The organism is Streptomyces griseicoloratus, from assembly GCF_014534645.1.
Lineage (GTDB): Bacteria > Actinomycetota > Actinomycetes > Streptomycetales > Streptomycetaceae > Streptomyces > Streptomyces griseicoloratus.
Window position 1 is genome coordinate 48,281 of sequence record NZ_JACVQF010000219.1, and the last position, 23,670, is coordinate 71,950.

Consider the following 23,670-nt stretch of genomic DNA (forward strand, 5'->3'; position numbering starts at 1 on the left):
GTGCCTGATCCGCTCATCCGTGGGGTCCCCTGCTCATTTTGTCGGACTGACGATAGAGTCGTGGCCAACACCCTCATCCGGCCGTCGTCGTATCAGAAAGGTGCGCTCCGATGACCGAGCATCATCATCTGCCGTCCGAGCTGGACGTTCCCTCAGAGGCCCCCGACCGCAACCTCGCCATGGAGCTCGTCCGGGTGACCGAGGCCGCGGCGATGGCCGCCGGCCGCTGGGTCGGCCGCGGCGACAAGAACGGCGCCGACGGTGCCGCGGTGCGCGCCATGCGGACCCTCGTCCAGACCGTCTCGATGAACGGCGTCGTCGTCATCGGCGAGGGCGAGAAGGACGAGGCCCCGATGCTCTTCAACGGAGAGCGGGTGGGTGACGGAACCGGCCCCGAGTGCGACATCGCGGTCGACCCCATCGACGGCACCACGCTGACCGCCAAGGGCATGACCAACGCGATCGCGGTGCTGGCCGCCGCCGAGCGCGGCTCCATGTTCGACCCGTCGGCCGTCTTCTACATGGACAAGCTGGTCACCGGGCCCGAGGCCGCCGACTTCGTCGACATCAACGCGCCCGTGTCCGTGAACATCCGCCGGGTCGCCAAGGCCAAGCGGGTCACGCCCGAGGACGTCACGGTCGTCATCCTCGACCGGCCCCGGCACGAGGGCATCATCAAGGAGGTGCGGGAGACCGGCGCCCGCATCAAGCTGATCTCCGACGGCGACGTGGCCGGCTCCATCCTGGCGCTGCGCGAGGGCACCGGCATCGACCTGCTGCTCGGCATCGGCGGCACCCCCGAGGGCATCATCTCGGCCTGCGCCGTGAAGTGCCTGGGCGGCACCATCCAGGGCAAGCTGTGGCCCAAGGACGACGAGGAGCGGCAGCGCGCGATCGACGCCGGGCACGACCTGGACCGCGTGCTGACCACCGACGACCTGGTCTCCGGGGACAACGTCTTCTTCGTCGCGACCGGTATCACCGACGGCGAGCTGCTGCGCGGCGTGCGCTACCGCTCCGAGACCGCCACGACCGACTCGATCGTGATGCGCTCCAAGTCCGGGACGGTGCGCCGGATCGACTCCGAGCACCGGCTGAGCAAGCTGCGGGCGTACAGCGCGATCGACTTCGACCGAGCGAAGTGACTCCGTCGGTGGTGCCGGGCGCCTTCCAGCTCGTGGCTGCTGTCGCACGGCGGGTGCGGGTCCGATGTGGTTGATCGCGCCCACGCGGCGGAGCCGCATGTCATGACAGCCCCGCGCCCCTGAGTGCCCCTACGGCAGTGGAAAGGGCACCCTCTGTGCGGGAGGGTGCCCTTTTCACGCAGGTGACCGGTCAGCCGGCCGCCGCTATGCGTCCTGCCGCCGCGCGGGCCGTCTTCTTCAGTTCCAGCTCGCGGCGGCGGCGACGGGCCAGGACCACGCGGCGCTCGGCGGCGGTGAGGCCGCCCCAGACGCCGTAGGGCTCGGGCTGCAGGAGCGCGTGCTCGCGACACTCGACCATGACCGGGCAGCGGGCGCAGACCCGCTTGGCCGCCTCCTCACGGGAGAGCCGGGCGGCGGTGGGCTCCTTGGAGGGAGCGAAGAACAGACCGGCCTCGTCGCGCCGGCACACCGCCTCGGTGTGCCAGGGAGCGTCCTGGTCCCTGTCACGCGAGGACACCCGCTGGGCCGGAACGACAGCTACCTGCAGGGACGAATGCGGCGGTTGCAGCACGGTCTACTCCTGACGACGGCTTCGCGAGCGAGAGACGATGCGTCAAGGCCTACCCGCTGTACGCGCGCCTATGCACTGAGTTCCGAACCGCCGCTTTCACCGCAGGATCCACGCGGATTTCACATCGGTCAGCGCTCCAGGTGCCTGCGCACACTCCGGTCGACCTTGCGCTGCACCCGGTCGAGGATGTCCGCGACGAGCTTGCCGCGCTTGGGCCGCGCCTCGACGTTGCCCAGGACGGCCCAGCCGTCGACGTAGACCACGGGGGCGTCGGCCTCGCCCGAATCGAGCGTGCGCACCTCGAAGTTGCCGAGCACGCCGCCGCCCGTGCCGCGCATCGAGACGTTCTCCGGGACGCGGACCTCGACGTTGCCGAAGACCGAGACCGCCTTGATCACGACCTGCCGGTACTCGAAGATCGCCTCGCTGAGGTCTATCTCGACGCTGCCGAAGACCGCGTACGCGTGGATACGGCGGCCCGCGCGCCAGCGGCCCTTGCGGACGGCGCTGCTGAAGACCGCCACCACGCTGTCGTCGGGGTCCGTGGGGATCAGGCCGGCGGCCGGACGGTTGGGCGCGGGAGCGGAGGCCGGGGCGGTGTGCCCGGCGTGCGCGGCGGGCAGGTCCCGCACGAACACGTCGAGCTCGCCGACCGTCTTGGCGGCCAGCACGCCCTCGACGCGCTCGGCGTGCTCCTCGGCGGTCAGGCGCCCCTCGGCGAGGGCTTCGCGCAGCATGTCGGCGATGCGGTCACGGTCGGCGTCCGAGGCGCGCAGCTCGGACACCGCCGGTGCCGTGCCCTGCCGTTCGGCGTGCTTCTGAAGGTCCACGACAGCAGCGTACCGAAACGCGATAGATCGCGACCAGGGCTGTGGACAACCTCGTGGCCCCCAACTGAGCCTTACCTCACAAGCTCGCCGTGAGTGTCAGGTTTTACGCTGGTGGACGCTGCCAATGGAGGCCAGCCGTCGTTGCTGAGGAATCCAGCCGCGCGTGATGCCGAGTGAGGAATGGGCGAGATGCCTGAGTTCGCGTACACCGATCTGCTCCCCCAGGGAGAGGACACCACTCCGTACCGGCTGGTGACCTCCGAGGGTGTCTCCACCTTCGAGGCCGACGGTCGGACGTTCCTCAAGGTGGAGCCGGAGGCGCTGCGCAAGCTGGCCGAGGAGGCCATCCACGACATCCAGCACTACCTGCGCCCCGCCCACCTGGCGCAGCTGCGCCGCATCATCGACGACCCCGAGGCGTCGGCCAACGACAAGTTCGTGGCGCTGGACCTGCTGAAGAACGCGAACATCGCGGCGGCGGGCGTGCTGCCGATGTGCCAGGACACGGGCACGGCGATCGTGATGGGCAAGCGCGGCCAGAACGTCCTGACGGCGGGCGGCGACGAGGAGGCGCTCAGCCGGGGCATCTACGACGCCTACACCAAGCTCAACCTGCGCTACTCGCAGATGGCCCCGCTCACGATGTGGGAGGAGAAGAACACCGGCTCCAACCTCCCGGCGCAGATCGAGCTGTATGCGACCGACGGCGGCGCCTACAAGTTCCTGTTCATGGCGAAGGGCGGCGGCTCGGCCAACAAGTCCTTCCTGTACCAGGAGACGAAGGCCGTCCTGAACGAGGCCTCCATGATGAAGTTCCTGGAGGAGAAGATCCGTTCGCTGGGCACGGCCGCCTGCCCGCCGTACCACCTGGCGATCGTCGTCGGCGGCACGTCCGCCGAGTACGCCCTGAAGACCGCGAAGTACGCCTCCGCGCACTACCTGGACAACCTGCCGGACGAGGGCTCGCCGCTCGGCCACGGCTTCCGGGACAAGGAGCTGGAGGAGAAGGTCTTTGAGCTGACGCAGAAGATCGGCATCGGCGCGCAGTTCGGCGGCAAGTACTTCTGCCACGACGTGCGCGTGGTGCGGCTGCCGCGGCACGGCGCGTCCTGCCCGGTCGCCATCGCCGTGTCCTGCTCGGCGGACCGGCAGGCGGTCGCCAAGATCACCGCCGAGGGCGTCTTCCTGGAGCAGCTGGAGACCGACCCGGCGCGGTTCCTGCCGGAGACCACGGACGAGCAGCTGGAGCAGGACGGGGACGTCGTCAAGATCGATCTGAACCAGCCGATGGACGACATCCTGGCCGAGCTGACGAAGTACCCGGTCAAGACCCGGCTGTCGCTGACCGGTCCGCTGGTCGTGGCCCGCGACATCGCGCACGCCAAGATCAAGGAGCGGCTGGACGCGGGCGAGGAGATGCCGCAGTACCTGAAGGACCACCCGGTGTACTACGCCGGCCCGGCGAAGACGCCCGAGGGCTACGCGTCCGGTTCCTTCGGGCCGACGACGGCCGGCCGCATGGACTCCTACGTGGAGCAGTTCCAGGCGGCGGGCGGCTCCAAGGTGATGCTGGCCAAGGGCAACCGGAGCAGGCAGGTCACGGACGCGTGCGGGACCCACGGCGGCTTCTACCTCGGCTCCATCGGCGGGCCCGCCGCGCGGCTCGCGCAGGACTGCATCAAGAAGGTCGAGGTCGTCGAGTACGAGGAGCTCGGCATGGAGGCCGTCTGGAAGATCGAGGTGGAGGACTTCCCGGCGTTCATCGTGGTGGACGACAAGGGCAACGACTTCTTCCAGGACCCGGCGCCGCAGCCGACGTTCACGTCGATTCCGGTGCGGTCTTCCTGAGCTGTGGGGCGGGGGTGGTTCGGCCCTCGGGTTTCGCCCCCGCCGCCCCTTCCGTCCCGTCCCCGGGGGCTCCGCCCCCGGGCCCCCCGCTCCTCAAACGCCGGAGGGGCTGAGTCCGAGACGCCGGGCGGCTGAAGGGCGGAACAACCGCCACTCCTCCCACGCTGTACCCGGTATGAGCGAATACCGCATCGAGCACGACTCCATGGGCGAGGTCCGGGTGCCCGCCGAGGCCAAGTGGCGGGCGCAGACGCAGCGGGCCGTCGAGAACTTCCCCGTCTCCGGGCAGCGGATCGAGCGGGCGCACATCGAGGCGCTGGCCCGCATCAAGGGGGCGGCGGCGAAGGTGAACGCGCGGCTGGGGGTGCTCGACAAGGACGTCGCGGAGGCGATCCAGGAGGCGGCGCAGGAGGTCGCCCAGGGGAAGTGGGACGAGCACTTCCCCGTGGACGTGTTCCAGACGGGGTCGGGGACCTCGTCCAACATGAACACCAACGAGGTCATCGCCACCCTCGCCACCGAGCGGCTCGGCCGGGACGTCCACCCCAACGACCACGTCAACGCCTCGCAGTCGTCCAACGACGTCTTCCCGTCGTCGATCCACATCGCGGCCACCGCCGCCGTCAGCCGGGATCTCGTTCCCGCGCTCGACCACCTCGCCGCCGCCCTGGAGCGCAAGGCCGAGGAGTTCGCCGACGTGGTGAAGTCCGGGCGGACCCACCTCATGGACGCCACGCCCGTCACCCTGGGGCAGGAGTTCGGCGGGTACGCGGCCCAGGTGCGGTACGGGATCGAGCGGCTGAACGCCTCCCTCCCCCGGCTCGCCGAGCTGCCGCTCGGCGGCACCGCCGTCGGCACCGGCATCAACACCCCGCCCGGCTTCTCCGCCGCCGTCATCGAGGAGGTCGCCCGCGCGACCGGCCTGCCGCTCACCGAGGCTCGCGACCACTTCGAGGCGCAGGGCGCCCGGGACGGCATCGTCGAGACCAGCGGGCAGCTGCGGACCATCGCCGTGGGGCTGACGAAGATCGCCAACGATCTGCGGTGGATGTCGTCCGGGCCGCGGACGGGCCTCGCGGAGATCTCCCTGCCCGACCTCCAGCCGGGGTCGTCCATCATGCCGGGCAAGGTCAACCCGGTCATCCCGGAGGCCGTGCTGATGGTCGCCGCCCAGGTCACCGGCAACGACGCCACCGTCGCCGCCGCGGGCGCCGCCGGCAACTTCGAGCTCAACGTCATGCTGCCGGTCATCGCCAAGAACGTCCTGGAGTCGATCCGGCTGCTCGCCAACGTCTCCCGGCTGCTCGCCGACCGGACCGTCGACGGCATCGTCGCCCACCGGGAGCGCGCCCGCGAGTACGCCGAGTCCTCCCCCTCCGTGGTCACCCCGCTCAACAAGTACATCGGGTACGAGGAGGCCGCCAAGGTCGCCAAGAAGGCGCTGGCGGAGCGGAAGACGATCCGTCAGGTCGTGCTGGAGGGCGGATACGTCGAGCGCGGCGACCTGACGACCCAGCAGCTGGACGAGGCCCTCGACGTGCTGCGGATGACCCGTCCCTGACCGCCCGTGCTTCCCCCGGCGCCCCGTGCCGTGTGCGCGGGGCACCTAATATCTCCGCATGACAGACGGTGAAGCGGTGAGCGCGGCGGCGGAAGCGGACGGGACGACGGCCTTCTGGGCACCGGGGAGTCACATCCTGTGGCGCTACCGGGAGAACGGCGGCCGGCGCGTCCACATCGCACGCCCCGTCACCGTCGTACGGGACGACGCCGACCTGCTCGCCGTGTGGCTGGCGCCCGGCACCGAGTGCGTCAAGCCGGTGCTCGCCGACGGCACGCCCGTACACATGGAACCGCTGGACTCCCGCTACACCAGGCCGCGGACCGTGCAGCGCGACCGGTGGTTCGGCACGGGCGTGCTGAAGCTCGCGCGGCCCGGCGACCCCTGGTCGGTGTGGCTGTTCTGGGAGCCGGGCTGGCGGTTCAAGAACTGGTACGTGAACCTGGAGGAGCCGCTCGCCCGCTGGGAGGGCGGGGTCGACTCCGAGGACCACTTCCTGGACCTCTCCGTCCACCCGGACCGCAGTTGGCACTGGCGGGACGAGGACGAGTTCGCCCAGGCGCAGCGGGACGGGCTGATGGGCGCCCGGCTCGCCGGGCGGGTGCGCGAGGCCGGGCAGGCCGCGGTGGAGGTGATCCGCGCCTGGGGGCCGCCCTTCTCGGACGGCTGGGAGGACTGGCGCCCGGATCCGTCCTGGCCGGTACCCGCACTGCCCGGTGACTGGGATCGTACGTCCGCGCGTGTGTCCTCGTGAGACCCTTGATACGACCCCCGGCAAGAAACGTAGGATCGTCCTCCGCAAGGACGCGCGGTGGCAATTGCCGGGGCACGCGCTGAGCTTGACCGATCGTCACCGAGGGGCGGCAGGACGTGAGCGAGGGGTACGAGGGCAACACCGGTACGGGCCGCGGCCGGTCTGCCGGTCGCACAGGAACAGCCTCTGACCACGTGGAAATTCCGTTCCTCGGGCACGTGTTCCGGGTATCGGGACTTCTGCGGGACGAACTGCACGCGCTGCGCGCAGTCGCGGACGGATGGATTCGACACGCGTGACGGAGCACCCGACCTCCTTCGAACGCCCCCAGGCGGGCGCCGACCCCGTGGAACCCCCCGGGGCGCTGCGTCGTACCCCCGGAGCCGCGTTACCGGCACAGGGGCGGGCCGCGGAGCCGCCGGGCACGAATCCCGTGGGCGTCTTCGAACACTCCCAGCCGGGCGCCGAGCAGGCCGCCGAGCCCGACACGCACCGGCCGCGGCCCACGCCCGAGGGCGTCCCCGCGCAGCCGGGCGGGGAGCCCGCCGCGGCCGGCGGGGGAGCCGCGGGGCAGGACCGCCGGACGGGCCAGGACCGCCGTACCGGGCAGAACCCGGCGCCGGGGCGGCCCACGCCCATGCGGCGGGACGGGGACCGGCTGCGGTTCGTGGGTGCCGCGACCCGGCGGATCGCCCGCGGCATGGACCTCGACGAGATCGTGATGGGGCTGTGCCGGGCCACGGTGCCGACCTTCGCGGACGCCATCCTCGTCTATCTGCGCGAGCCGCTGCCGGTCGGCGACGAGCGGCCCACCGGTCCCCTGGTGCTGCGGCTGCGCCGCACCGACCGGATACCGGCCGAGCGCGACACGGAGGGCGGGTTCATGCCCGCGGTCCAGCCGGAGCCCTCCGAGCTGGAGACGGTCGGCTCGGAACTGTGCGAGGTGCGGCCCGGCAGCGCGCTCGCCGAGGTGCTGCGCGGAGTGCGCCCGGTGTTCACCGACGCGCCCGCCGCCCGGGCCGCGCTGCCCGAGCTGATCGGCGAGGGCGGCGAGTTCGCCGTTCCCGGCGGTCAGCGGGCGATCCTCGCGCCGCTGCGCGGCCGGCGCCGGGTGATCGGGGCCGCCCTGTTCCTGCGCGGTCCCGAGCGCATCGCCTTCGAGGCCGACGACCTGCTCGTGGCCGCCCAGCTCGCCACGCACAGCGCGCTCGGCATCGACAAGGCGGTGCTGTACGGGCGTGAGGCGTACATCGCCGACGAGTTGCAGCGCACCATGCTGCCGGAGAACCTGCCGCGCTGCACCGGCGTGCGGCTGGCGTCCCGCTACCTGCCCGCCGCGGAGACCGCGCGGGTCGGCGGCGACTGGTACGACGCGATCCCGCTGCCCGGCAGCCGCGTCGCGCTGGTCGTCGGGGACGTCATGGGCCACTCCATGACCTCCGCGGCGATCATGGGTCAGTTGCGCACCACCGCGCAGACCCTCGCCGGGCTGGACCTGCCCCCGCAGGAGGTGCTGCACCACCTCGACGAACAGGCCCAGCGCCTCGGCACCGACCGCATGGCGACCTGTCTGTACGCCGTGTACGACCCGGTCTCGCACCGCATCACCATCGCCAACGCGGGCCATCCGCCGCCGGTCCTGCTGCACCTGGGCGGCCGGGCGGAGGTGCTGCGGGTGCCGGCGGGCGCCCCGATCGGCGTCGGCGGGGTGGACTTCGAGGCCGTGGAGCTGGACGCGCCGGCCGGCGGGACGCTGCTGCTCTACACCGACGGGCTGGTGGAGTCCCGGCTGCGGGACGTGTGGACCGGCATAGAGCAGCTGCGCGAGAAGCTGGCCGCGACCGCGCAGCTGACCGGGCCGGATCATCCGCCGCCGCTGGAGGCCCTGTGCGACGAGGTGCTGGACATGCTCGGGCCGGGCGACCGGGACGACGACATCGCGCTGCTCGCGGCCCGCTTCGACGGGATCGCGCCGAGTGACGTGGCGTACTGGTTCCTGGAGCCGGAGGACGCCGCTCCCGGCCGGGCCCGGCGGCTGGCCCGGCGCGCGCTGGCCCGCTGGGGCCTGGAGGAGCTGACCGACTCGGTGGAGCTGCTGGTCAGCGAGGTCGTGACCAACGCGGTGCGGTACGCCTCCCGGCCGGTCACCCTGCGGCTGCTGCGCACCGACGTACTGCGCTGCGAGGTCGGCGACGACGTGCCGCAGCTGCCGCGGCTGCGGCAGGCACGCGCGACGGACGAGGGCGGGCGCGGGCTGTACCTGGTGAACCGGCTGGCCCGGCGCTGGGGTGCGACGCGGCTGAGCACGGGCAAGGTGGTCTGGTTCGAGCTGAACCGGGGCTGAGCCGCGTACGCCGGAGGGGGCGCCCGGTGCTCACCGGGCGCCCCCTCCGGCGTTCCTGTCGGCTACTGCCGCTGCCGGTCGTCGTCATCGCCGCCCGGGAAGAGCGGGTCCTCCGGCTCCGTCGACGCCCCTCCCGTCGGCGGTGCGGTCGACGGGCTGTTGGACGGGGACATCGTCGGCGACTCGGGCGGTTCCTCGGTCGTCGCCTCGTCGGACGGGGACTCGTCGACCGTGGCCTCGTCGGACGGCGACTCCTCGGCCGTGGTCTCGTCCGACGGCGACTGGGACGGCGACTGCGTGACCGTCGGCGAGGTGCTGGGCTTGACCGCGGCGCCCTGCTTGGTGTCCAGGTCGAACTCGGTGACCTCGTCCATGACGCCGAAGGTGTACGCCGCCCAGATCTCCGCCGGGAAACCACCGCCGTTGACGCGGTGGTCGACGCCGCCCGCCTTGTACATCGGGACCTGCGGGTGCGGTTCCTTGTCGTCCTCGCCGAACAGGCCGACCGTGGTGACGAGACCGGGTGTGAATCCGCTGAACCAGGCGGACTTGTTGTTGTCGGACGTACCCGTCTTGCCGGCGACCTGCTGGCCGCGGCGCAGCGGGTTGTCCCGCACGGACTTCTTGGCCGTACCGTCGTCGACCACGCCGGTCAGCACGGACGTCACCGTGTCGGCGGCCTCCCGGCTGATGACCTGCTCGCCGATCGGGTCGGGGAAGTCGACCTTGCGGGAGTTGTGCTCGACCGACTTGACGACGGCCGGGGTGACCTTCTTGCCGTGGTTGTCGAAGGTGGCGTAGACGCCGGCCATCTCCAGCGGGCTCGCGCCCATACTGCCCAGGGTCTGCGCGGGCACGGCCTCCATGCCCTCGGTCTCCATGCCGAGTTCGCCCGCGACCTTCACGACCTCGGACATGCCGACGTCGATGCCCATCTGCGCGAAGACGGAGTTGACGGACTCGTTCATCGCCTTCTGGACGGTGATGGGGCCGTAGTCCACGTCGTCCTCGTTGGGCGGCGCGAAGCCGACCTCGCGGTCGCCGTCCATCGCCGGGCGCCTGCTCGTACCGTCGTAGATCGTGTTGGCCGTGATCGGCACGCCGTCCTGGGTCTCGGCGTCCTGGTCGACGGCCGCGGCCAGGATCACGGGCTTGAAGGTGGAGGCCGGCTGGTAGTCGTCGCGGGTGGCGTTGTTCGTGTAGTGCTTGACGTAGTCGACACCGCCGTACATCGCCACGACGCCACCCGTCTTCGGGTCGACGGACACGGCGCCCGCCTGGACGTCGGCGTCGACGTCGCGTTTGCCGGGGTCGAGCTTGCTGGTCAGCTGGGTCTGGACGGCCTTCTCCAGCGCCGCCTGCTTCTTCTTGTCGATGTTGAGCGTGACGGTCCAGCCGCCGGCGTCCACCATGGCGTCGGCCTGCTCGGCGTCCTCGGCGGTGCCCTGGGCGACGAGCCGCTCCTTGAGCGCGGTGTCGGCCGCCTCGACCAGGTAGCCGGTCTGGCCCTCCATCCCGGGGACGGGCTTGGGTTCCTCGGGCACCGGGAACTTCATGTTCCGGCGCTCGGCCGCGTCCAGCCACTTCATCTCGACCATGTTGTCGAGGACGTAGTTCCAGCGCTGCTGGACGAGCTTCTTGCCGGTGTCGCTGGCGATCGCCCAGTCGTACTGGTTCGGCGCCTGGAGCAGCGCGGCCAGGTAGGCGCCCTGCTCGACCGTCAGGTCCTCGGCGTCGACGCGGTAGTAGGCCTGGGCGGCGGCCTGGATGCCGTAGGAGCTGCGGCCGTAGAAGCTGGTGTTGATGTATCCGGCGAGGATGTAGTCCTTGGACTTCTCCCGGTCCAGCTTCAGGGAGATGACCAGCTCCTTCAGCTTGCGGGAGACGGTCTGGTCCTGCGTCAGGTAGTAGTTCTTGACGTACTGCTGGGTGATCGTCGAGCCGCCCTGCGCGCCCTTGCCGGAGAGCGTGTTCAGGATGCCGCGCGCGGTGCCCTTGAGGTCGACGCCGGCGTCCTTGTAGAAGGTCTTGTTCTCGGCGGCGACGAAGGTGTGCTGGACGTCCTTGGGGACCTTGGCCAGGTCGACGATCTCGCGGTTGTAGCCCTTGCGGGCCATGATCGAGCCGTCGCTGTACTTGTAGACGTTGCCCTGGGAGTCGGCGTCCTCGTTGCCCGCTGCGGGGATGTCGATCATCAGGTACAGCACGATGAAGCCGCCCATGGCGAGCAGGCACAGGCCGAAGAACGTGCCGAGGATCTTCTTCCAGGTGAACAGCCGGCGTATGCCGGTCTTCCCGTCCGCGCGCGACGAGCGGCGGCGTTTCGGCGCCGCGCGGCGGCCACCGCGCTGTCGCGCTCTTCTCTCTTCCGCTCGTCCCATGAGTCCGATCCGCTCCGATTCGGTCGTGTGTGCTCACCCGTCACACAGGTTCGCCACTCGGGTCAGCTCAGAAAACTAACACCGGGAGATATGACAAACGGCTGCGGATCCGGCCTTGTACGGACGTGAGAATCAGCACCCGCTCCATGGGAACCGACGTACGAGAGGGGTTCAGGGTTGCCGTGTACGGGTAAAGTGATATCACTTAGCTAGACCAGAGATAGATGGCGAGAGCGCCGGAGACAACCGGCGAGAACGGGGGATCCCTCATGTCCACACACGACACGTCGCAGGTCACCGCGGATGTGCCCGAGATGCCGGCCCCACGGGTCCGGGAGTTCACGGCGCACAGCATCGGCGGCGGGCTGGCGCTGCTGCTGGGCCTGGTCGGGCTGCTGGCCGGCGCCGGCCTGATCGTCGCCGCGACCGCGGTGTCGGCGACCGGCGCCAAGGCGGCGCTGATCATCGCGGGCATCCTGGTCGCGCTGGCCGCGTTCCTCGCGATGTGCGGCCTGAACATGGTGGCGCCGGGCGAGGCACGGGTCGTGCAGCTCTTCGGGCGGTACCGGGGCACCATCCGGCAGGACGGGCTGCGCTGGGTGAACCCCCTGACCTCCCGCAGGAAGATCTCGACGCGGGTGCGCAACCACGAGACGGCCGTCCTGAAGGTGAACGACGCCTACGGCAACCCGATCGAGCTGGCCGCCGTGGTGGTGTGGCGGGTCGAGGACACCGCCCAGGCGACCTTCGAGGTGGACGACTACGTCGAGTTCGTCTCCACCCAGACCGAGGCGGCCGTGCGGCACATCGCCATCGAGTACCCCTACGACGCCCATGACGAGGACGGCCTGTCGCTGCGCGGCAACGCCGAGGAGATCACCGAGAAGCTCGCCGTCGAGCTCCACGCGCGCGTGGAGGCGGCCGGTGTGCAGATCATCGAGTCCCGCTTCACGCACCTCGCCTACGCCCCGGAGATCGCCTCCGCGATGCTCCAGCGGCAGCAGGCCGGCGCGGTGGTCGCGGCGCGGCGGCAGATCGTGGACGGGGCGGTCGGGATGGTCGAGGCGGCGCTCGCCCGGATCACCGAGCAGGACATCGTGGAGCTGGACGGCGAGCGCAAGGCGGCGATGGTGTCCAACCTGATGGTCGTGCTGTGCGGGGACCGCTCCGCGCAGCCGGTCCTGAACACGGGGACGCTCTACCAGTGACCGATCCCTCCGAGGGCCCGGCCCCCAAGCGCCGGCCGCAGCAGCGCAAGCAGGTGCTGCTGCGGCTGGACCCGCTGGTGTACGAGGCGCTGGCCCGCTGGGCCGGCGACGAGCTGCGCTCGGCCAACGCGCAGATCGAGTTCCTGCTCCGCAGGGCGCTCGCGGAGGCCGGGCGCCTGCCCGGCGAGGCGGGCCCGATGCCGCGCCGCGGCCGGCCGCCCGGGGGCACGACCCCCGGGCCGCCGTCGTAGCGGAACCGTGACAAACGGCCTTGACCTGGAGCCCGGTACCCCCCGCCACGACCTCTGCACTCGGCGTATACACCCCACGTATACACCGTGTGTAGAGTGCTGGCATGTCCATCGGTCACACCCTCCTGGGGCTCCTTGAGTCCGGGCCGCGTCACGGTTACGACCTGAAGCGCGCGTTCGACGAGAAGTTCGGTCACGACCGGCCGCTGCACTACGGCCAGGTCTACTCGACCATGTCCCGCCTCCTGAAGAACGGCCTCGTCGTCGTCGACGGCATCGAGGCGGGCGGCGGTCCCGAGCGCAAGCGGTACGCCATCACCGACGCCGGCATCACCGACGTGGCGCAGTGGCTCGCCACGCCGGAGAAGCCGGAGCCGTACCTGCAGTCGACCCTGTACACCAAGGTCGTCCTCGCCCTGCTCACCCACCGCGACGCGGCCGACATCCTCGACACCCAGCGTTCGGAGCACCTGCGCTCCATGCGGATCCTCACCGACCGCAAGCGCAAGGGCGACCTCGCCGACCAGCTCATCTGCGACCACGCCCTGTTCCACCTGGAGGCGGACCTGCGCTGGCTGGAGCTGACCGCGGCGCGCCTGGACAAGCTCCGTGAGGCGGTGGCCGCCCAGTGACCGCCCCCGCCGGATCGCTGCTCGCCGCCGAGCGGCTGCGCAAGGCCTACGGCCCGACCCTCGCCCTCGACGGCGCCGAGTTCTCCATCCACCCCGGCGAGGTCGTCGCCGTCATGGGCCCGTCCGGGTCCGGCAAGTCGACGCTGCTGCACTGCCTCGCCGGGATCGTGACGCCCGACTCCGGGACGATCACGTACGACGGGCGGGAGCTGTCCGCCATGGGCGACGCCCGGCGCAGCGCGCTGCGCCGCAGCGAGTTCGGGTTCGTGTTCCAGTTCGGGCAGCTCGTGCCGGAGCTGACCTGCGTGGAGAACGTCGCCCTGCCGCTGCGGCTGAACGGCACGCCCCGCAAGGAGGCCGAGCGGGCCGCGCTCGGCTGGATGGAGCGGCTGGAGGTCGACGACCTGGCGAAACAGCGGCCGGGCGAGGTCTCCGGCGGCCAGGGGCAGCGCGTCGCCGTGGCCCGTGCCCTGGTCACGGGCCCGCGCGTGGTCTTCGCCGACGAGCCCACCGGCGCGCTCGACTCGCTCAACGGCGAACGCGTGATGGAGCTGCTGACGGAGGCCGCCCGGTCCACCAACGCCGCCGTCGTGCTCGTCACCCACGAGGCGCGGGTGGCCGCCTACTCCGACCGCGAGATCGTCGTACGGGACGGGAAGTCCCGGGACATGGAGCGCGCCCTGTGAACGCGCTGCAGTGGACCCGCGACCTGGCCATGGGCGTGCGGTTCGCGCTCACCGGCGGGCGCGAGGGCTGGACCCGGGCCCTGCTGACGGCCGTCGGCGTCGGGCTCGGGGTGGCGCTGCTGCTGCTGACGACGGCGATACCGAACGCGCTCGCCGTCCGGCACGAGAGGGAGGCCGCCCGCACGGACATCACCTTCGTCGACTCCGCGCCCCTGTCCCGGGCGGACGACACGCTCCTGGTCGCCAATGTCGGCACGGACTTCCGTGACGAGTCCGTCCGGGGCCGCGAGCTGGAGCCGGAGGGACCGCGGGCGCCGCTCCCGCCCGGTGTGGCGGAGTTCCCGGCGAAGGGCGAGATGGTCGTCTCCCCGGCGCTGAAGGAGCTCCTGGAATCGGACTCCGGGAAGCTGCTCCGCGAGCGGCTGCCGGACCGGATCGCCGGCACCATCGCCGAGGAAGGGCTGATCGGCTCCTCCGAACTCGCCTTCTACCGGGGCGCCGACGGGCTCGCCGCGCATCTCGGCAGCGGGAGGGTCACGCGGATCGACCATTTCGGCGAGGCCGACGAGCGTGAGCCGCTGGACCCGGTGCTGCTGCTGCTCGTCGTCGTCATGCTCGTCGTCCTGCTGATGCCGGTGGCCGTGTTCATCGCCACGGCCGTGCGGTTCGGCGGCGAACGGCGCGACCGGCGGCTGGCGGCGCTGCGGCTCGTCGGCTCGGACAGCCGGATGACCCGGCGGATCGCCGCCGGCGAGGCGATGGCCGGGGCGGTCCTCGGGCTGCTCTTCGGTGCCGGGTTCTTCCTGATCGGGCGGCAGCTCGCGGGACACGCCGAGGTGTGGCACGTCAGCGTGTTCCCGAGCTACCTCGACCCCTCGCCCGCACTGGCCCTGCTGGTGGCGGTGACGGTGCCGGCGGCGGCGGTGCTGGTGACGCTGTTCGCGCTGCGCGGGGTGGTCATCGAACCGCTCGGCGTGGTGCGCACGGCCAGGCCCGCACGGCGCCGGCTGTGGTGGCGGCTGCTGCTGCCGCTGGGCGGCCTCGCGATGCTCTACCCGATGTTCGGCCAGGGCAACGACGACGGGGAGTTCAACCAGTACCTGGTGGTGGGCGGCGTCGTCCTGCTGCTGGTCGGCGTGACCGCGCTGCTGCCGTGGCTGGTGGAACGGGTCGTCACGCGACTCGGCACGGGCGGGGTGTCCTGGCAACTGGCGGTGCGCCGCCTCCAGGTGAGCAGCGGCACCTCGGCCCGCACGGTCAACGGCATCGCGGTCGCCGTCGCCGGCGCGATCGCGCTGCAGATGCTGCTCGCGGGCGTCGACGGCGACTACACGAAGGACACCGCGTACGACGTCACGCGCGCGCAGATGCAGGTGAGTCTGCCGGAGGACGTGCCGGTCACCTCGGCCGCCGCGAAGTTCGGGCGCACGAAGGGCGTCCGGGGCGTGGACGCGTACTCCGAGGGCTACCTGGGCGACCGCCGCGAGGATCCGGAGCGGAGCACCATGCTGACCGTCGGCGACTGCGCGGCGCTGCGTGAGATCGCCACGCTGCCCTCCTGCCGGGACGGGGACGCGTTCGCCGTGATCGGGGCCGAGTACGACACCGACACCGAGAAGCTGGCGGCGCCGGGGCGGACGCTGTACCTCGACCCGTCGTACGAGGGCGGGCCGAAGAGCAAGGAGATCCCCTGGACGGTGCCGGAGGGGGTGAAGGAGGCCCGGCCGCGGATCGGTCCGACCGGCACCGAGCAGATGGGCTTCCTCGTCACCCCCAAGGCGCTCGCGGCCACCGCCGGACCCGCCCTGACCGGGCAGATCTACCTCCGGCTCGACGAGTCGGTGCCCGACGTGCAGGACCTGGTGCGCAACACCGCGGCGGCCGTCGACCCGCTCGCCTCGCCGATGACCTGGTCGGCCGTCGAACGCAACGAGCGGTTCACCGCGATCCGCACCGCCCTGTTCGCCGGCGCCGCCTGTGTGCTGGCGCTGATCGGGGCGAGCCTGCTGGTCTCGCAGCTGGAGCAGCTGCGCGAGCGCAGGAAGCTGCTGTCGTCCCTGGTCGCCTTCGGCACCCGGCGCCGCACCCTCGGCCTGTCCGTACTGTGGCAGACGGCGATCCCGATCGGGCTGGGGCTGCTGCTGGCGTCGGCCGTGGGCGTGACGCTGGGCGCGGTGCTGCTGAGGATGACGGACACCACCGTGCGCGTCGACTGGAGCGGCGTGCTGTCGATGACCGGCATCGGTGCCGCGGTCGTCCTGGTGGTGACGCTGCTGAGCCTGCCGCCCCTGCTGCGCCTGATGCGACCGGACGGCCTGCGCACGGAGTGACGCCCCGTCACACGCCTCACCCGCCCGGCCGGCCTCCCCGCCGGCCGGGCCCCGGCACGCGGGCCGGCGTGCCCGTACGGCGCTCGCTCAGCCCTGGACCGTGCGCACCGGCAGTTCCCGCATCGCCTCTCTGAGGGCCGCCGCCAGTTCCTCGTACTCCGCGGAGCGTGCCGCGCCCGTGCGCATGGCGAGGGCGATGCGGCGGGTGGGGGCGGGATCGGCGAAGGAGCCGGTGAGGAGCTGGCTGGAGCGGGAGGTCTCCACCCGGACCGCGGTGCGCGGCAGCAGCGTCACGCCGAGGCCGCCCGCCACCAGCTGCACCAGCGTCGACAGGCCCGCGGCCGTCGTGGTCGCCGGGACGTCCTCGCGGCCCGCCTCCCGGCAGATGTCGAGCGCCTGGTCGCGCAGGCAGTGGCCCTCGTCGAGCAGCAGCAGGTTCAGCTCGCGCAGCGCCGAGCGCGGGATGCCCTCGCGGCCGCCGAGCCCGTGGTCGAGCGGGGTGACGAGCACGAAGTCCTCGTCGAAGAGGGGGAGTTCGGTGACGCCGGGCACGCCGAGCGGCACCGCGAGGAGCAGCAGGTCGAGCCGGCCGGAGGTGAGTCCGTCCAGGAGGCTCGCGGTCTGCTCCTCGTGGACCTGCAGGTCGAGGGCCGGGTAGCGGTCGTGGACTAGGCGCAGCACCGTGGGCAGCAGATACGGCGCCACGGTCGGGATGACGCCGAGGCGCAGCGCCCCGGTGAACGGCGCCCGTACGGCCTCCGCCTCCTCCATCAGCGCCCCGACCTCCGCGAGCACCGCCTTGGCCCGCACCGCGAGCCGCTCCCCCGCCGGTGAGAGCAGCACCTTGCGCGTCGTACGCTCCAGGAGAGTGACACCGAGTGCCTCCTCCAGTGTGGAGACGGCACCCGACAGCGCGGGCTGGCTCATGCCGATCGCGGCGGCGGCATCGCGGAAGTGCAGATGCTCGGCGACGGCGGCGAAGGCGCGCAGCTGCGCCAGGCTGGGCTGTCGTTTCCTGCCCGTGGCCGCCCCGGTCATCCCCATGCTCATGCCCTCGACTCACTCCCGGTCACTGATAGACACACCCGATCAACCCGACCGAGTGTAGCTATTTCACTAATCAATGCACCCTGTGCCAACATCAACACCGTCCAACCCATGGGAAACGCTCGCAAAATGGGTGTTTCTTCGCTGCAAGGAGAGCGTGTGCTCACTGTCGGTGACAAGTTCCCCGAGTTCGAACTGACCGCCTGCGTCTCGCTGGAGAAGGGCAAGGAGTTCGAGAAGATCGACCACAAGACCTACGAGGGCAAGTGGAAGGTCATCTTCGCCTGGCCCAAGGACTTCACCTTCGTGTGCCCGACCGAGATCGCCGCCTTCGGCAAGCTGAACGACGAGTTCGCCGACCGCGACGCCCAGGTCCTCGGCTTCTCCGGCGACTCCGAGTTCGTCCACCACGCCTGGCGCAAGGACCACGACGACCTGCGCGACCTGCCGTTCCCGATGATGGCCGACTCCAAGCACGAGCTGATGCGCGACCTCGGCATCGAGGACGAGGAGGGCTTCGCCAAGCGCGCGGTCTTCATCGTCGACCAGAACAACGAGATCCAGTTCTCCATGGTGACCGCCGGCTCCGTCGGCCGTAACCCCAAGGAGGTCCTGCGGGTCCTGGACGCCCTGCAGACCGACGAGCTCTGCCCCTGCAACTGGAGCAAGGGCGACGAGACGCTGGACCCGGTCGCGCTGCTGGCCGGGGAGTGACCTGAGATGTCGCTCGACTCCCTGAAGTCCGCCATACCGGACTACGCCAAGGACCTGAAGCTCAACCTGGGCTCGGTCATCGGCAACTCCGACCTCCCGGCGCAGCAGCTGTGGGGCACCGTGCTGGCGACCGCCATCGCCTCGCGCTCCCCCATCGTGCTGCGCGAGCTGGAGCCGGAGGCGAAGGCGAACCTCACGCCGGAGGCGTACACGGCCGCCAAGTCGGCCGCCGCCATCATGGCGATGAACAACGTCTTCTACCGCACCCGGCACCTGCTGTCGGACCACGAGTACGGCACCCTGCGCGCCGGCCTGCGGATGAACGTCATCGGCAACCCCGGTGTCGACAAGGTCGACTTCGAGCTGTGGTCCTTCGCGGTGTCCGCGATCAACGGCTGCGGCATGTGCCTGGACTCGCACGAGCAGGTGCTGCGCAAGGCGGGCCTGGACCGTGACACGATCCAGGAGGCCTTCAAGATCGCGGCCGTGATCCAGGCCGTGGGCGCCACGCTGGACGCCGAGGCGGTCCTCGCCGAGTAACCGGACCGTACGACGGTACGACGAGGCCCCGCTCACCCGACGGTGGGCGGGGCCTTCGCTATGCCGGAGAGCCGTCCGAGGGGGGTTCGCGCCGCCGGTCCGGCTCGGGCGGCGGCTCCGCGGCCGGGGAGACGTCCGCCGACGTCGCGCCCCGGGGCCTCGGCGCCTGCCGTACGGCGGTCTCACGGGAGTACGCCCGCAGGTACCCCACGACGGTGTTCGTCACCGCCACCAGCGGTACGGCGACCACCGCGCCGCCGATGCCGGCCACCATGCCGCCGGCGGCCACCGAGAGCACCACGGCCAGCGGATGGACGCGTACCGCGCGCCCCAGGATGAACGGCTGCAGGATGTGGCCCTCGATCTGCTGCACCGCAAGGACGACGACGAGCGTCATCACCGCCGTGAACACGCCCTGCGTCACCAGCGCGACCACGACCGCCAGCGCGCCCGACACCACCGCGCCGACGAGCGGGATGAACGCGAACAGGAAGATGAACACGGCCAGCGGCACGGCCATCGGCACATCGAGGAAGTAGATGCCGAGTCCGATGAAGATGGCGTCGATCAGCGCCACTATCACCGTGCCGCGCACATACGCCGTCAGCGTCCGCCACGCGCGCGGACCGGCACCGGCCACGCCCGGCCGGGCCGCCGCCGGCACCAGCTTCAGCGTCCACTCCCAGATGCGCTTGCCGTCGTAGAGCAGGAACAGCGTCGAGAAGACGGCGAGCAGAATGCCCGTCAGCGCCTCGACGACGACGGTCACGCCCTCCAGGCCAGCGGAGGTTATCTGGTCGGTGTTGGCGCCGACCGCCTCGCGCAGGTTCTTGGCGATCTCGTTGATCTGCTTGTCGGTGACGTGGAAGGGGCTGTTGAGCAGCCAGTTGCGCAGCTCGTCGATGCCGTCCTGGACCTGGTCGGAGAGGTCGTCGATGTTCTCCATGACCTGCCAGGTCACGAACCAGCCGATCAGGCCCATCACCACGAACCCGAGGACCGCGGTCAGGGCGGTGGCCAGCCCGCGCGGGACCCCGTGCCGCCGCAGCCGCGCCACCGTCGGCTGCAGCATCGCCGTCATCAGCAGCGCGATCACGAAGGCCAGCACGACCAGTTGGACGGCGCTGATGACCCGCATCAGCACCCACACCGTGCCCGCGAGGACCAGCAGCCGCCACCCGGCCTCGGCCGCGACGCGCACGCCCCACGGCACCGCCTGCGCGGGGTCGGGGCGCACGGGGACCGCCGGCGGGTGGACCTCGGGCGGGTACTCCGGGGGCGGTGGCACGTGGTCGGGCGGCCGGGTCCCTTCGGCGCCGTCGGCGTCGCCCTCCCGTTCCACCTCGGCGCGGCGCTGGTCCAACCGCTTGCTCATCCGGGTCAGTCCGGCGCCGAGCCGGCCGAGCCACCCTGGCACTCGCGACATGATCCGTCCTCTTCCCCCGTCTCTCCCCACCACTCCCCCCTGGAGTCGTCCGCTCCGACCGTACATGGGGCAAGCCCCTCACCGTAGGACGGTGAGGGGCTGTGCGGGGTTGAGCGGCGGCCGGGTGGGCCGGGCCGGCTCAGTACCAGTGGTTGGCCTGCCAGAAGGACCAGGCCTCGCACGGGCTGCCGTAGCGGCTGTCCATGTAGTTGAGGCCCCACTTGATCTGGGTGGCCGGGTTGGTCTGCCAGTCGGCGCCGACCGAGGACATCTTGGAGCCGGGCAGGGCCTGGAAGAGACCGTAGGCGCCGGAGGAGGGGTTGACCGCCTTGTAGTTCCAGCTGGACTCGTGGTCGACGATGTTGCTGAAGCACTGCCACTGGCCGCTCGGCACCATCTGACGGGCCATCGCCTGGATCTGCGCGACGGTGTAGGAGCTCTGGACGGCGAAGGTGGTGGTCTCGCGCGCGGCCTCGCGGCTCGCCCGCTCCTTCTCCTCCTCCGCCCGCTTCTTCGCCTCCTCGGCGGCCTTCTCGGCCTGCTCCTTCTTGGCGATGGCGGTTTCGGCGGCCGCCTTGCGGGCCGCCTCCTCGGCGTCCTTCTTGGCGCTCACGTCCGCGGCGATGGCCTGCGCGTCGGCCTGCTGCGTCAGGGACGCGGTCTGCACCTGGGCCTGCTGGCCCGCGGGGATGTCCGCGAGCAGCGTCATGCCCGTGGCCGTCGCTTCGGCGTCGTTGTTCTGCGCGGTGCTGCCCGAGGCAACTCCGACGACGCTTCCGACAGCGGTGACCGCCGTGGCCGAGGCCACTGCGAATCCCCGGACCGAGATCCGGCTCACACGGTTTCCTTCCAGCATCGCCCGCTTCGGTGACCCTCGCGGACGCAATCGTGCCCCTGGCACTGGCCTCCCCAACTACGGGTCACGGGAGGCACGGGCCCGTGGGCAACTCCCCGGGGGGAGCGCCGCGTACTGCTCGGGCGGCATACGACGCTGCTATGGAGTTGAACTGGTGCATTTGTGGTGCCGTACCGCTGGGGGTACAGATGTGTCGTATGCGGGGCCTGACAGGAGTGAGACTCTGCCGCAACCCGACGGGGCAAGGCAATTCCCCGTTGCGTGTGAAAGCTCACATCCCGTTTGGCCCAGGGGATTCACAGAAACGCCAACATGCGAAGGCGCCGCCCGGCTAGGCTCTTCGCCTTTCCGGACGGCGCCGACCGACGCGTAACCGGCCCTTGTCGGGCCTGAATTCTCAGATGTGCCCGTCCTCCAGCATTTCGGTCACAAGCGCCGCGATCTGGGACCTCTCGGACCGCGTCAGCGTGACGTGGGCGAAGAGCGGATGCCCCTTCAGCTTCTCGACGACGGCGACGACTCCGTCGTACCGGCCGACCCGCAGGTTGTCCCGCTGCGCCACGTCATGCGTCAGCACCACCCGCGAGTTGGCCCCGATCCGCGACAGAACGGTCAGCAGCACGTTCCGCTCCAGCGACTGGGCCTCGTCCACGATGACGAACGCGTCGTGCAGCGACCGGCCGCGGATGTGCGTGAGCGGGAGCACCTCCAGCATGCCGCGGGCGGTGACCTCCTCGATGACCTCCCGGCTGGTGACCGCCGAGAGCGTGTCGAAGACCGCCTGCGCCCAGGGGCTCATCTTCTCCGCCTCGGTGCCGGGCAGATAGCCGAGCTCCTGCCCGCCCACCGCGTACAGCGGACGGAAGACCATCACCTTCTGGTGCTGCCGGCGCTCCAGCACCGCCTCCAGACCCGCGCACAGCGCCAGCGCCGACTTGCCGGTGCCGGCCCGGCCGCCCATCGACACGATCCCGACGTCCGGGTCGAGGAGCAGATCGAGCGCGATCCGCTGCTCGGCGCTGCGCCCCTTGATGCCGAACGCCTCCCGGTCGCCGCGCACCAGCCGGACGTTGCCCTCGGCGGTGACGCGGCCGAGGGCCTTCCCGCGCTCCGACTGGATGGTCAGCCCGGTGTGCACGGGCAGTCCGGCGGCCTCGGGGACGAAGACGTGCCCCTCCTCGAAGAGGACGTCCACCTGCTCGCCGGGCAGGGTCAGCTCGGACATCCCGGTCCAGCCGGAGGCGTCCGTGATGGCCAGCTCGGCGCGGTACTCCTCGGCGAGCAGGCCGACGGAGGATGCCTTGATCCTGAGCGGGAGGTCCTTCGACACGACGGTGACGTCGAACCCCTCGGCCTGCAGGTTGCGGGCGACCGCGAGGATGCGCGAGTCGTTGTCCCCCAGGCGGTAGCCGGTCGGCAGCACGCTGGGGTCCGAGTGGTTGAGCTCGACACGCACGGTCCCGCCGAGGTCCCCGATCGGGATCGGGGCGTCGAGGCGGCCGTACCGCACCCGGAACTCGTCGAGCAGGCGCAGGGCCTGCCGGGCGAAGTAGCCGAGTTCGGGATGGTGCCGCTTGGCCTCCAGCTCCGTCACCACGACGATCGGGAGCACGACCTCGTGCTCGTCGAAGCGGTTCAGGGCGTTCGGGTCGGCCAGCAGGACGCTGGTGTCGAGAACATAGGTGCGCCGATCTGGTTTGTGGCGCTTTGTGCTGGTCACCACGGAAGGACGTACCCCCTCGGATGAGGTCGGGGAGCGACGGAGTGGACGCTGGGCCGGGAAGGCGGGAGCGAGCCGGCCGGTCGACGGCCGCCATGCACTGGCGCGGGCCGAGAACCGGCCCTCCGCTGCTTCTTCCGTGTCGTGACCGCACGGTCGGGCTGGTGCAAAGGGCCTCCCGGGCGGACGGCTCCGTGCCGCCCGCTGAGATCCGACACCCGGGGTTCGGGCATCGACCTGCTTGCCTTATGCCCTCGAACGAGCGCGGCCATGCCATGCCACAGGACGGCGCACCGGTGAACTCCTCGTTACGCCGGCCCCTCGTTCCACGCCGGGACGGGTCGCATCGGGGGCGCGGGGAGCGCGGGAGGGCGGGGACAGAAAAACGGGCCGGTCCGTGGGGGGGAGACGGACCGGCCCGAGGGGGGGTTTCCACCATAACCCTTCGTAAGTGATGCTGCGTGCATCGGCGTGCCACAACTACTCTCCGAAGTCGCCCGGCGACGCCGTGGTGGCCACGGAACCCCTTATTCCAGCTGGAATCATGGCCAAAACACAGTGGAATCCCAGGGGAATGGTCTGACGAAGGCGGTCTTCCGGTGGAGCCGCCCGCGTCGGCCCCGCTGCGGCCGAATGCCCCCGCATCCCCCGACCGGGTGAACCCTGCGGCGAACGCCGACTTGACCGCGGCACCGCGCAGCCCCCTCCACTGCACGGTGCCGCCCGCGCAGCTTTGCTGACGCGAATTACGTTGGTCCGAACTTACGCGATCACGCGGGGCGGGCGCGACCCCCGCAAGGCAAGGCCGGATAACGATGTGGAAACC

At 71.1% G+C, this 23,670-nt stretch carries 19 protein-coding genes; 12 read left to right on the top strand and 7 right to left on the bottom strand.

Features of this window, described 5'->3' with window-relative positions; genetic code table 11:
- Window positions 1-110 precede the first annotated feature (110 nt).
- Window positions 111-1,145, top strand: coding sequence for a class II fructose-bisphosphatase (gene glpX, locus H0H10_RS27730; RefSeq protein ID WP_188183874.1), 1,035 nt, complete (start codon window positions 111-113; stop codon window positions 1,143-1,145).
- Between the two features lie 190 nt (window positions 1,146-1,335).
- On the opposite strand, the gene H0H10_RS27735 is transcribed toward glpX, so the two are convergent.
- A complete protein-coding gene (locus H0H10_RS27735) occupies window positions 1,336-1,716 on the bottom strand; it encodes a WhiB family transcriptional regulator (RefSeq protein WP_188183875.1) in 381 nt (126 codons plus the stop codon).
- Window positions 1,717-1,844: 128 nt separating this feature from the next.
- Complete coding sequence (locus tag H0H10_RS27740) at window positions 1,845-2,546, bottom strand: DUF1707 SHOCT-like domain-containing protein (RefSeq protein WP_188183876.1); 702 nt, start codon at window positions 2,544-2,546, stop codon at window positions 1,845-1,847.
- Window positions 2,547-2,726: 180 nt separating this feature from the next.
- On the opposite strand from H0H10_RS27740, the gene H0H10_RS27745 reads away from it, so the two are divergent.
- The 4 genes from H0H10_RS27745 (at window position 2,727) to H0H10_RS27760 (ending at window position 9,053) form a co-directional block, all read left to right on the top strand.
- The gene (locus tag H0H10_RS27745) at window positions 2,727-4,394 is read left to right on the top strand and encodes a fumarate hydratase (protein ID WP_188183877.1); all 1,668 of its coding nucleotides are present in this window, start codon (window positions 2,727-2,729) and stop codon (window positions 4,392-4,394) included.
- Between the two features lie 175 nt (window positions 4,395-4,569).
- Window positions 4,570-5,955, top strand: a complete 1,386-nt coding sequence (locus tag H0H10_RS27750; protein WP_188183878.1) for a class II fumarate hydratase — start codon at window positions 4,570-4,572, stop codon at window positions 5,953-5,955.
- A 58-nt stretch (window positions 5,956-6,013) separates the two neighbouring features.
- Window positions 6,014-6,709 (top strand): cytidylyl-2-hydroxypropylphosphonate hydrolase, encoded by a 696-nt coding sequence (gene fomD / locus H0H10_RS27755; RefSeq protein ID WP_188183879.1) that lies wholly within the window; start codon window positions 6,014-6,016, stop codon window positions 6,707-6,709.
- Between the two features lie 280 nt (window positions 6,710-6,989).
- Window positions 6,990-9,053, top strand: coding sequence for a SpoIIE family protein phosphatase (locus tag H0H10_RS27760; RefSeq protein ID WP_188183880.1), 2,064 nt, complete (start codon window positions 6,990-6,992; stop codon window positions 9,051-9,053).
- 62 nt (window positions 9,054-9,115) lie between these two features.
- Here H0H10_RS27760 and H0H10_RS27765 read toward each other — a convergent pair whose 3' ends face one another.
- Entirely contained in the window at window positions 9,116-11,434 is a 2,319-nt protein-coding gene (locus H0H10_RS27765) for a transglycosylase domain-containing protein (protein ID WP_188183881.1), read from the bottom strand.
- Window positions 11,435-11,703: 269 nt separating this feature from the next.
- Between H0H10_RS27765 and H0H10_RS27770 the strand changes: the two genes are divergently transcribed.
- The 5 genes from H0H10_RS27770 (at window position 11,704) to H0H10_RS27790 (ending at window position 16,541) form a co-directional block, all read left to right on the top strand.
- A complete protein-coding gene (locus H0H10_RS27770) occupies window positions 11,704-12,642 on the top strand; it encodes an SPFH domain-containing protein (RefSeq protein ID WP_188183882.1) in 939 nt (312 codons plus the stop codon).
- Window positions 12,639-12,893 (top strand): type II toxin-antitoxin system antitoxin, encoded by a 255-nt coding sequence (locus H0H10_RS27775; protein ID WP_373566894.1) that lies wholly within the window; start codon window positions 12,639-12,641, stop codon window positions 12,891-12,893. The genes H0H10_RS27770 and H0H10_RS27775 overlap by 4 nt, the downstream gene beginning before the upstream one ends.
- Window positions 12,894-12,997: 104 nt before the next feature.
- Entirely contained in the window at window positions 12,998-13,525 is a 528-nt protein-coding gene (locus H0H10_RS27780; protein ID WP_188183884.1) for a PadR family transcriptional regulator, read from the top strand.
- A complete protein-coding gene (locus tag H0H10_RS27785; RefSeq protein ID WP_188183885.1) occupies window positions 13,522-14,211 on the top strand; it encodes an ABC transporter ATP-binding protein in 690 nt (229 codons plus the stop codon). The genes H0H10_RS27780 and H0H10_RS27785 overlap by 4 nt, the downstream gene beginning before the upstream one ends.
- Window positions 14,208-16,541, top strand: a complete 2,334-nt coding sequence (locus H0H10_RS27790) for an ABC transporter permease (RefSeq protein WP_188183886.1) — start codon at window positions 14,208-14,210, stop codon at window positions 16,539-16,541. The genes H0H10_RS27785 and H0H10_RS27790 overlap by 4 nt, the downstream gene beginning before the upstream one ends.
- Window positions 16,542-16,628: 87 nt before the next feature.
- Here the strand turns inward: H0H10_RS27790 and H0H10_RS27795 are convergent, their stop codons facing one another.
- Window positions 16,629-17,591 carry a LysR substrate-binding domain-containing protein gene (locus H0H10_RS27795; RefSeq protein WP_223180518.1) on the bottom strand — a complete coding sequence of 321 codons (963 nt, stop codon included), beginning with the start codon at window positions 17,589-17,591 and terminating at the stop codon, window positions 16,629-16,631.
- A gap of 156 nt (window positions 17,592-17,747) precedes the next feature.
- Here H0H10_RS27795 and H0H10_RS27800 point away from each other — a divergent pair, with 156 nt between their 5' ends.
- A complete protein-coding gene (locus H0H10_RS27800) occupies window positions 17,748-18,302 on the top strand; it encodes a peroxiredoxin (protein WP_188183887.1) in 555 nt (184 codons plus the stop codon).
- Window positions 18,303-18,308: 6 nt separating this feature from the next.
- The gene (locus tag H0H10_RS27805; protein ID WP_188183888.1) at window positions 18,309-18,842 is read left to right on the top strand and encodes an alkyl hydroperoxide reductase; all 534 of its coding nucleotides are present in this window, start codon (window positions 18,309-18,311) and stop codon (window positions 18,840-18,842) included.
- Between the two features lie 58 nt (window positions 18,843-18,900).
- Here the strand turns inward: H0H10_RS27805 and H0H10_RS27810 are convergent, their stop codons facing one another.
- The 3 genes from H0H10_RS27810 to phoH2 form a co-directional block, all read right to left on the bottom strand.
- Complete coding sequence (locus H0H10_RS27810; protein WP_188183889.1) at window positions 18,901-20,268, bottom strand: AI-2E family transporter; 1,368 nt, start codon at window positions 20,266-20,268, stop codon at window positions 18,901-18,903.
- Window positions 20,269-20,407: 139 nt separating this feature from the next.
- Window positions 20,408-21,106: an aggregation-promoting factor C-terminal-like domain-containing protein gene (locus H0H10_RS27815; RefSeq protein WP_309141914.1), complete on the bottom strand. Its 699-nt coding sequence runs from the start codon at window positions 21,104-21,106 to the stop codon at window positions 20,408-20,410.
- Window positions 21,107-21,521: 415 nt separating this feature from the next.
- Window positions 21,522-22,847 carry an RNA 5'-3' helicase PhoH2 gene (gene phoH2 / locus H0H10_RS27820; protein ID WP_188183891.1) on the bottom strand — a complete coding sequence of 442 codons (1,326 nt, stop codon included), beginning with the start codon at window positions 22,845-22,847 and terminating at the stop codon, window positions 21,522-21,524.
- Window positions 22,848-23,670: the final 823 nt, after the last annotated feature.

Bases quoted from the DNA above. Each gene is read 5' to 3' on its own strand.
- glpX (WP_188183874.1), top strand. From the start codon at position 111: ATGACCGAGCATCATCATCTGCCGTCCGAGCTGGACGTTCCCTCAGAG.
- H0H10_RS27745 (WP_188183877.1), top strand. From the start codon at position 2,727: ATGGGCGAGATGCCTGAGTTCGCGTACACCGATCTGCTCCCCCAGGGA.
- H0H10_RS27750 (WP_188183878.1), top strand. From the start codon at position 4,570: ATGAGCGAATACCGCATCGAGCACGACTCCATGGGCGAGGTCCGGGTG.
- fomD (WP_188183879.1), top strand. From the start codon at position 6,014: ATGACAGACGGTGAAGCGGTGAGCGCGGCGGCGGAAGCGGACGGGACG.
- H0H10_RS27760 (WP_188183880.1), top strand. From the start codon at position 6,990: ATGGATTCGACACGCGTGACGGAGCACCCGACCTCCTTCGAACGCCCC.
- H0H10_RS27765 (WP_188183881.1), bottom strand. From the start codon at position 11,434: ATGGGACGAGCGGAAGAGAGAAGAGCGCGACAGCGCGGTGGCCGCCGC.
- H0H10_RS27770 (WP_188183882.1), top strand. From the start codon at position 11,704: ATGTCCACACACGACACGTCGCAGGTCACCGCGGATGTGCCCGAGATG.
- H0H10_RS27780 (WP_188183884.1), top strand. From the start codon at position 12,998: ATGTCCATCGGTCACACCCTCCTGGGGCTCCTTGAGTCCGGGCCGCGT.
- H0H10_RS27795 (WP_223180518.1), bottom strand. From the start codon at position 17,591: ATGAGCATGGGGATGACCGGGGCGGCCACGGGCAGGAAACGACAGCCC.
- H0H10_RS27805 (WP_188183888.1), top strand. From the start codon at position 18,309: ATGTCGCTCGACTCCCTGAAGTCCGCCATACCGGACTACGCCAAGGAC.
- H0H10_RS27810 (WP_188183889.1), bottom strand. From the start codon at position 20,268: ATGTCGCGAGTGCCAGGGTGGCTCGGCCGGCTCGGCGCCGGACTGACC.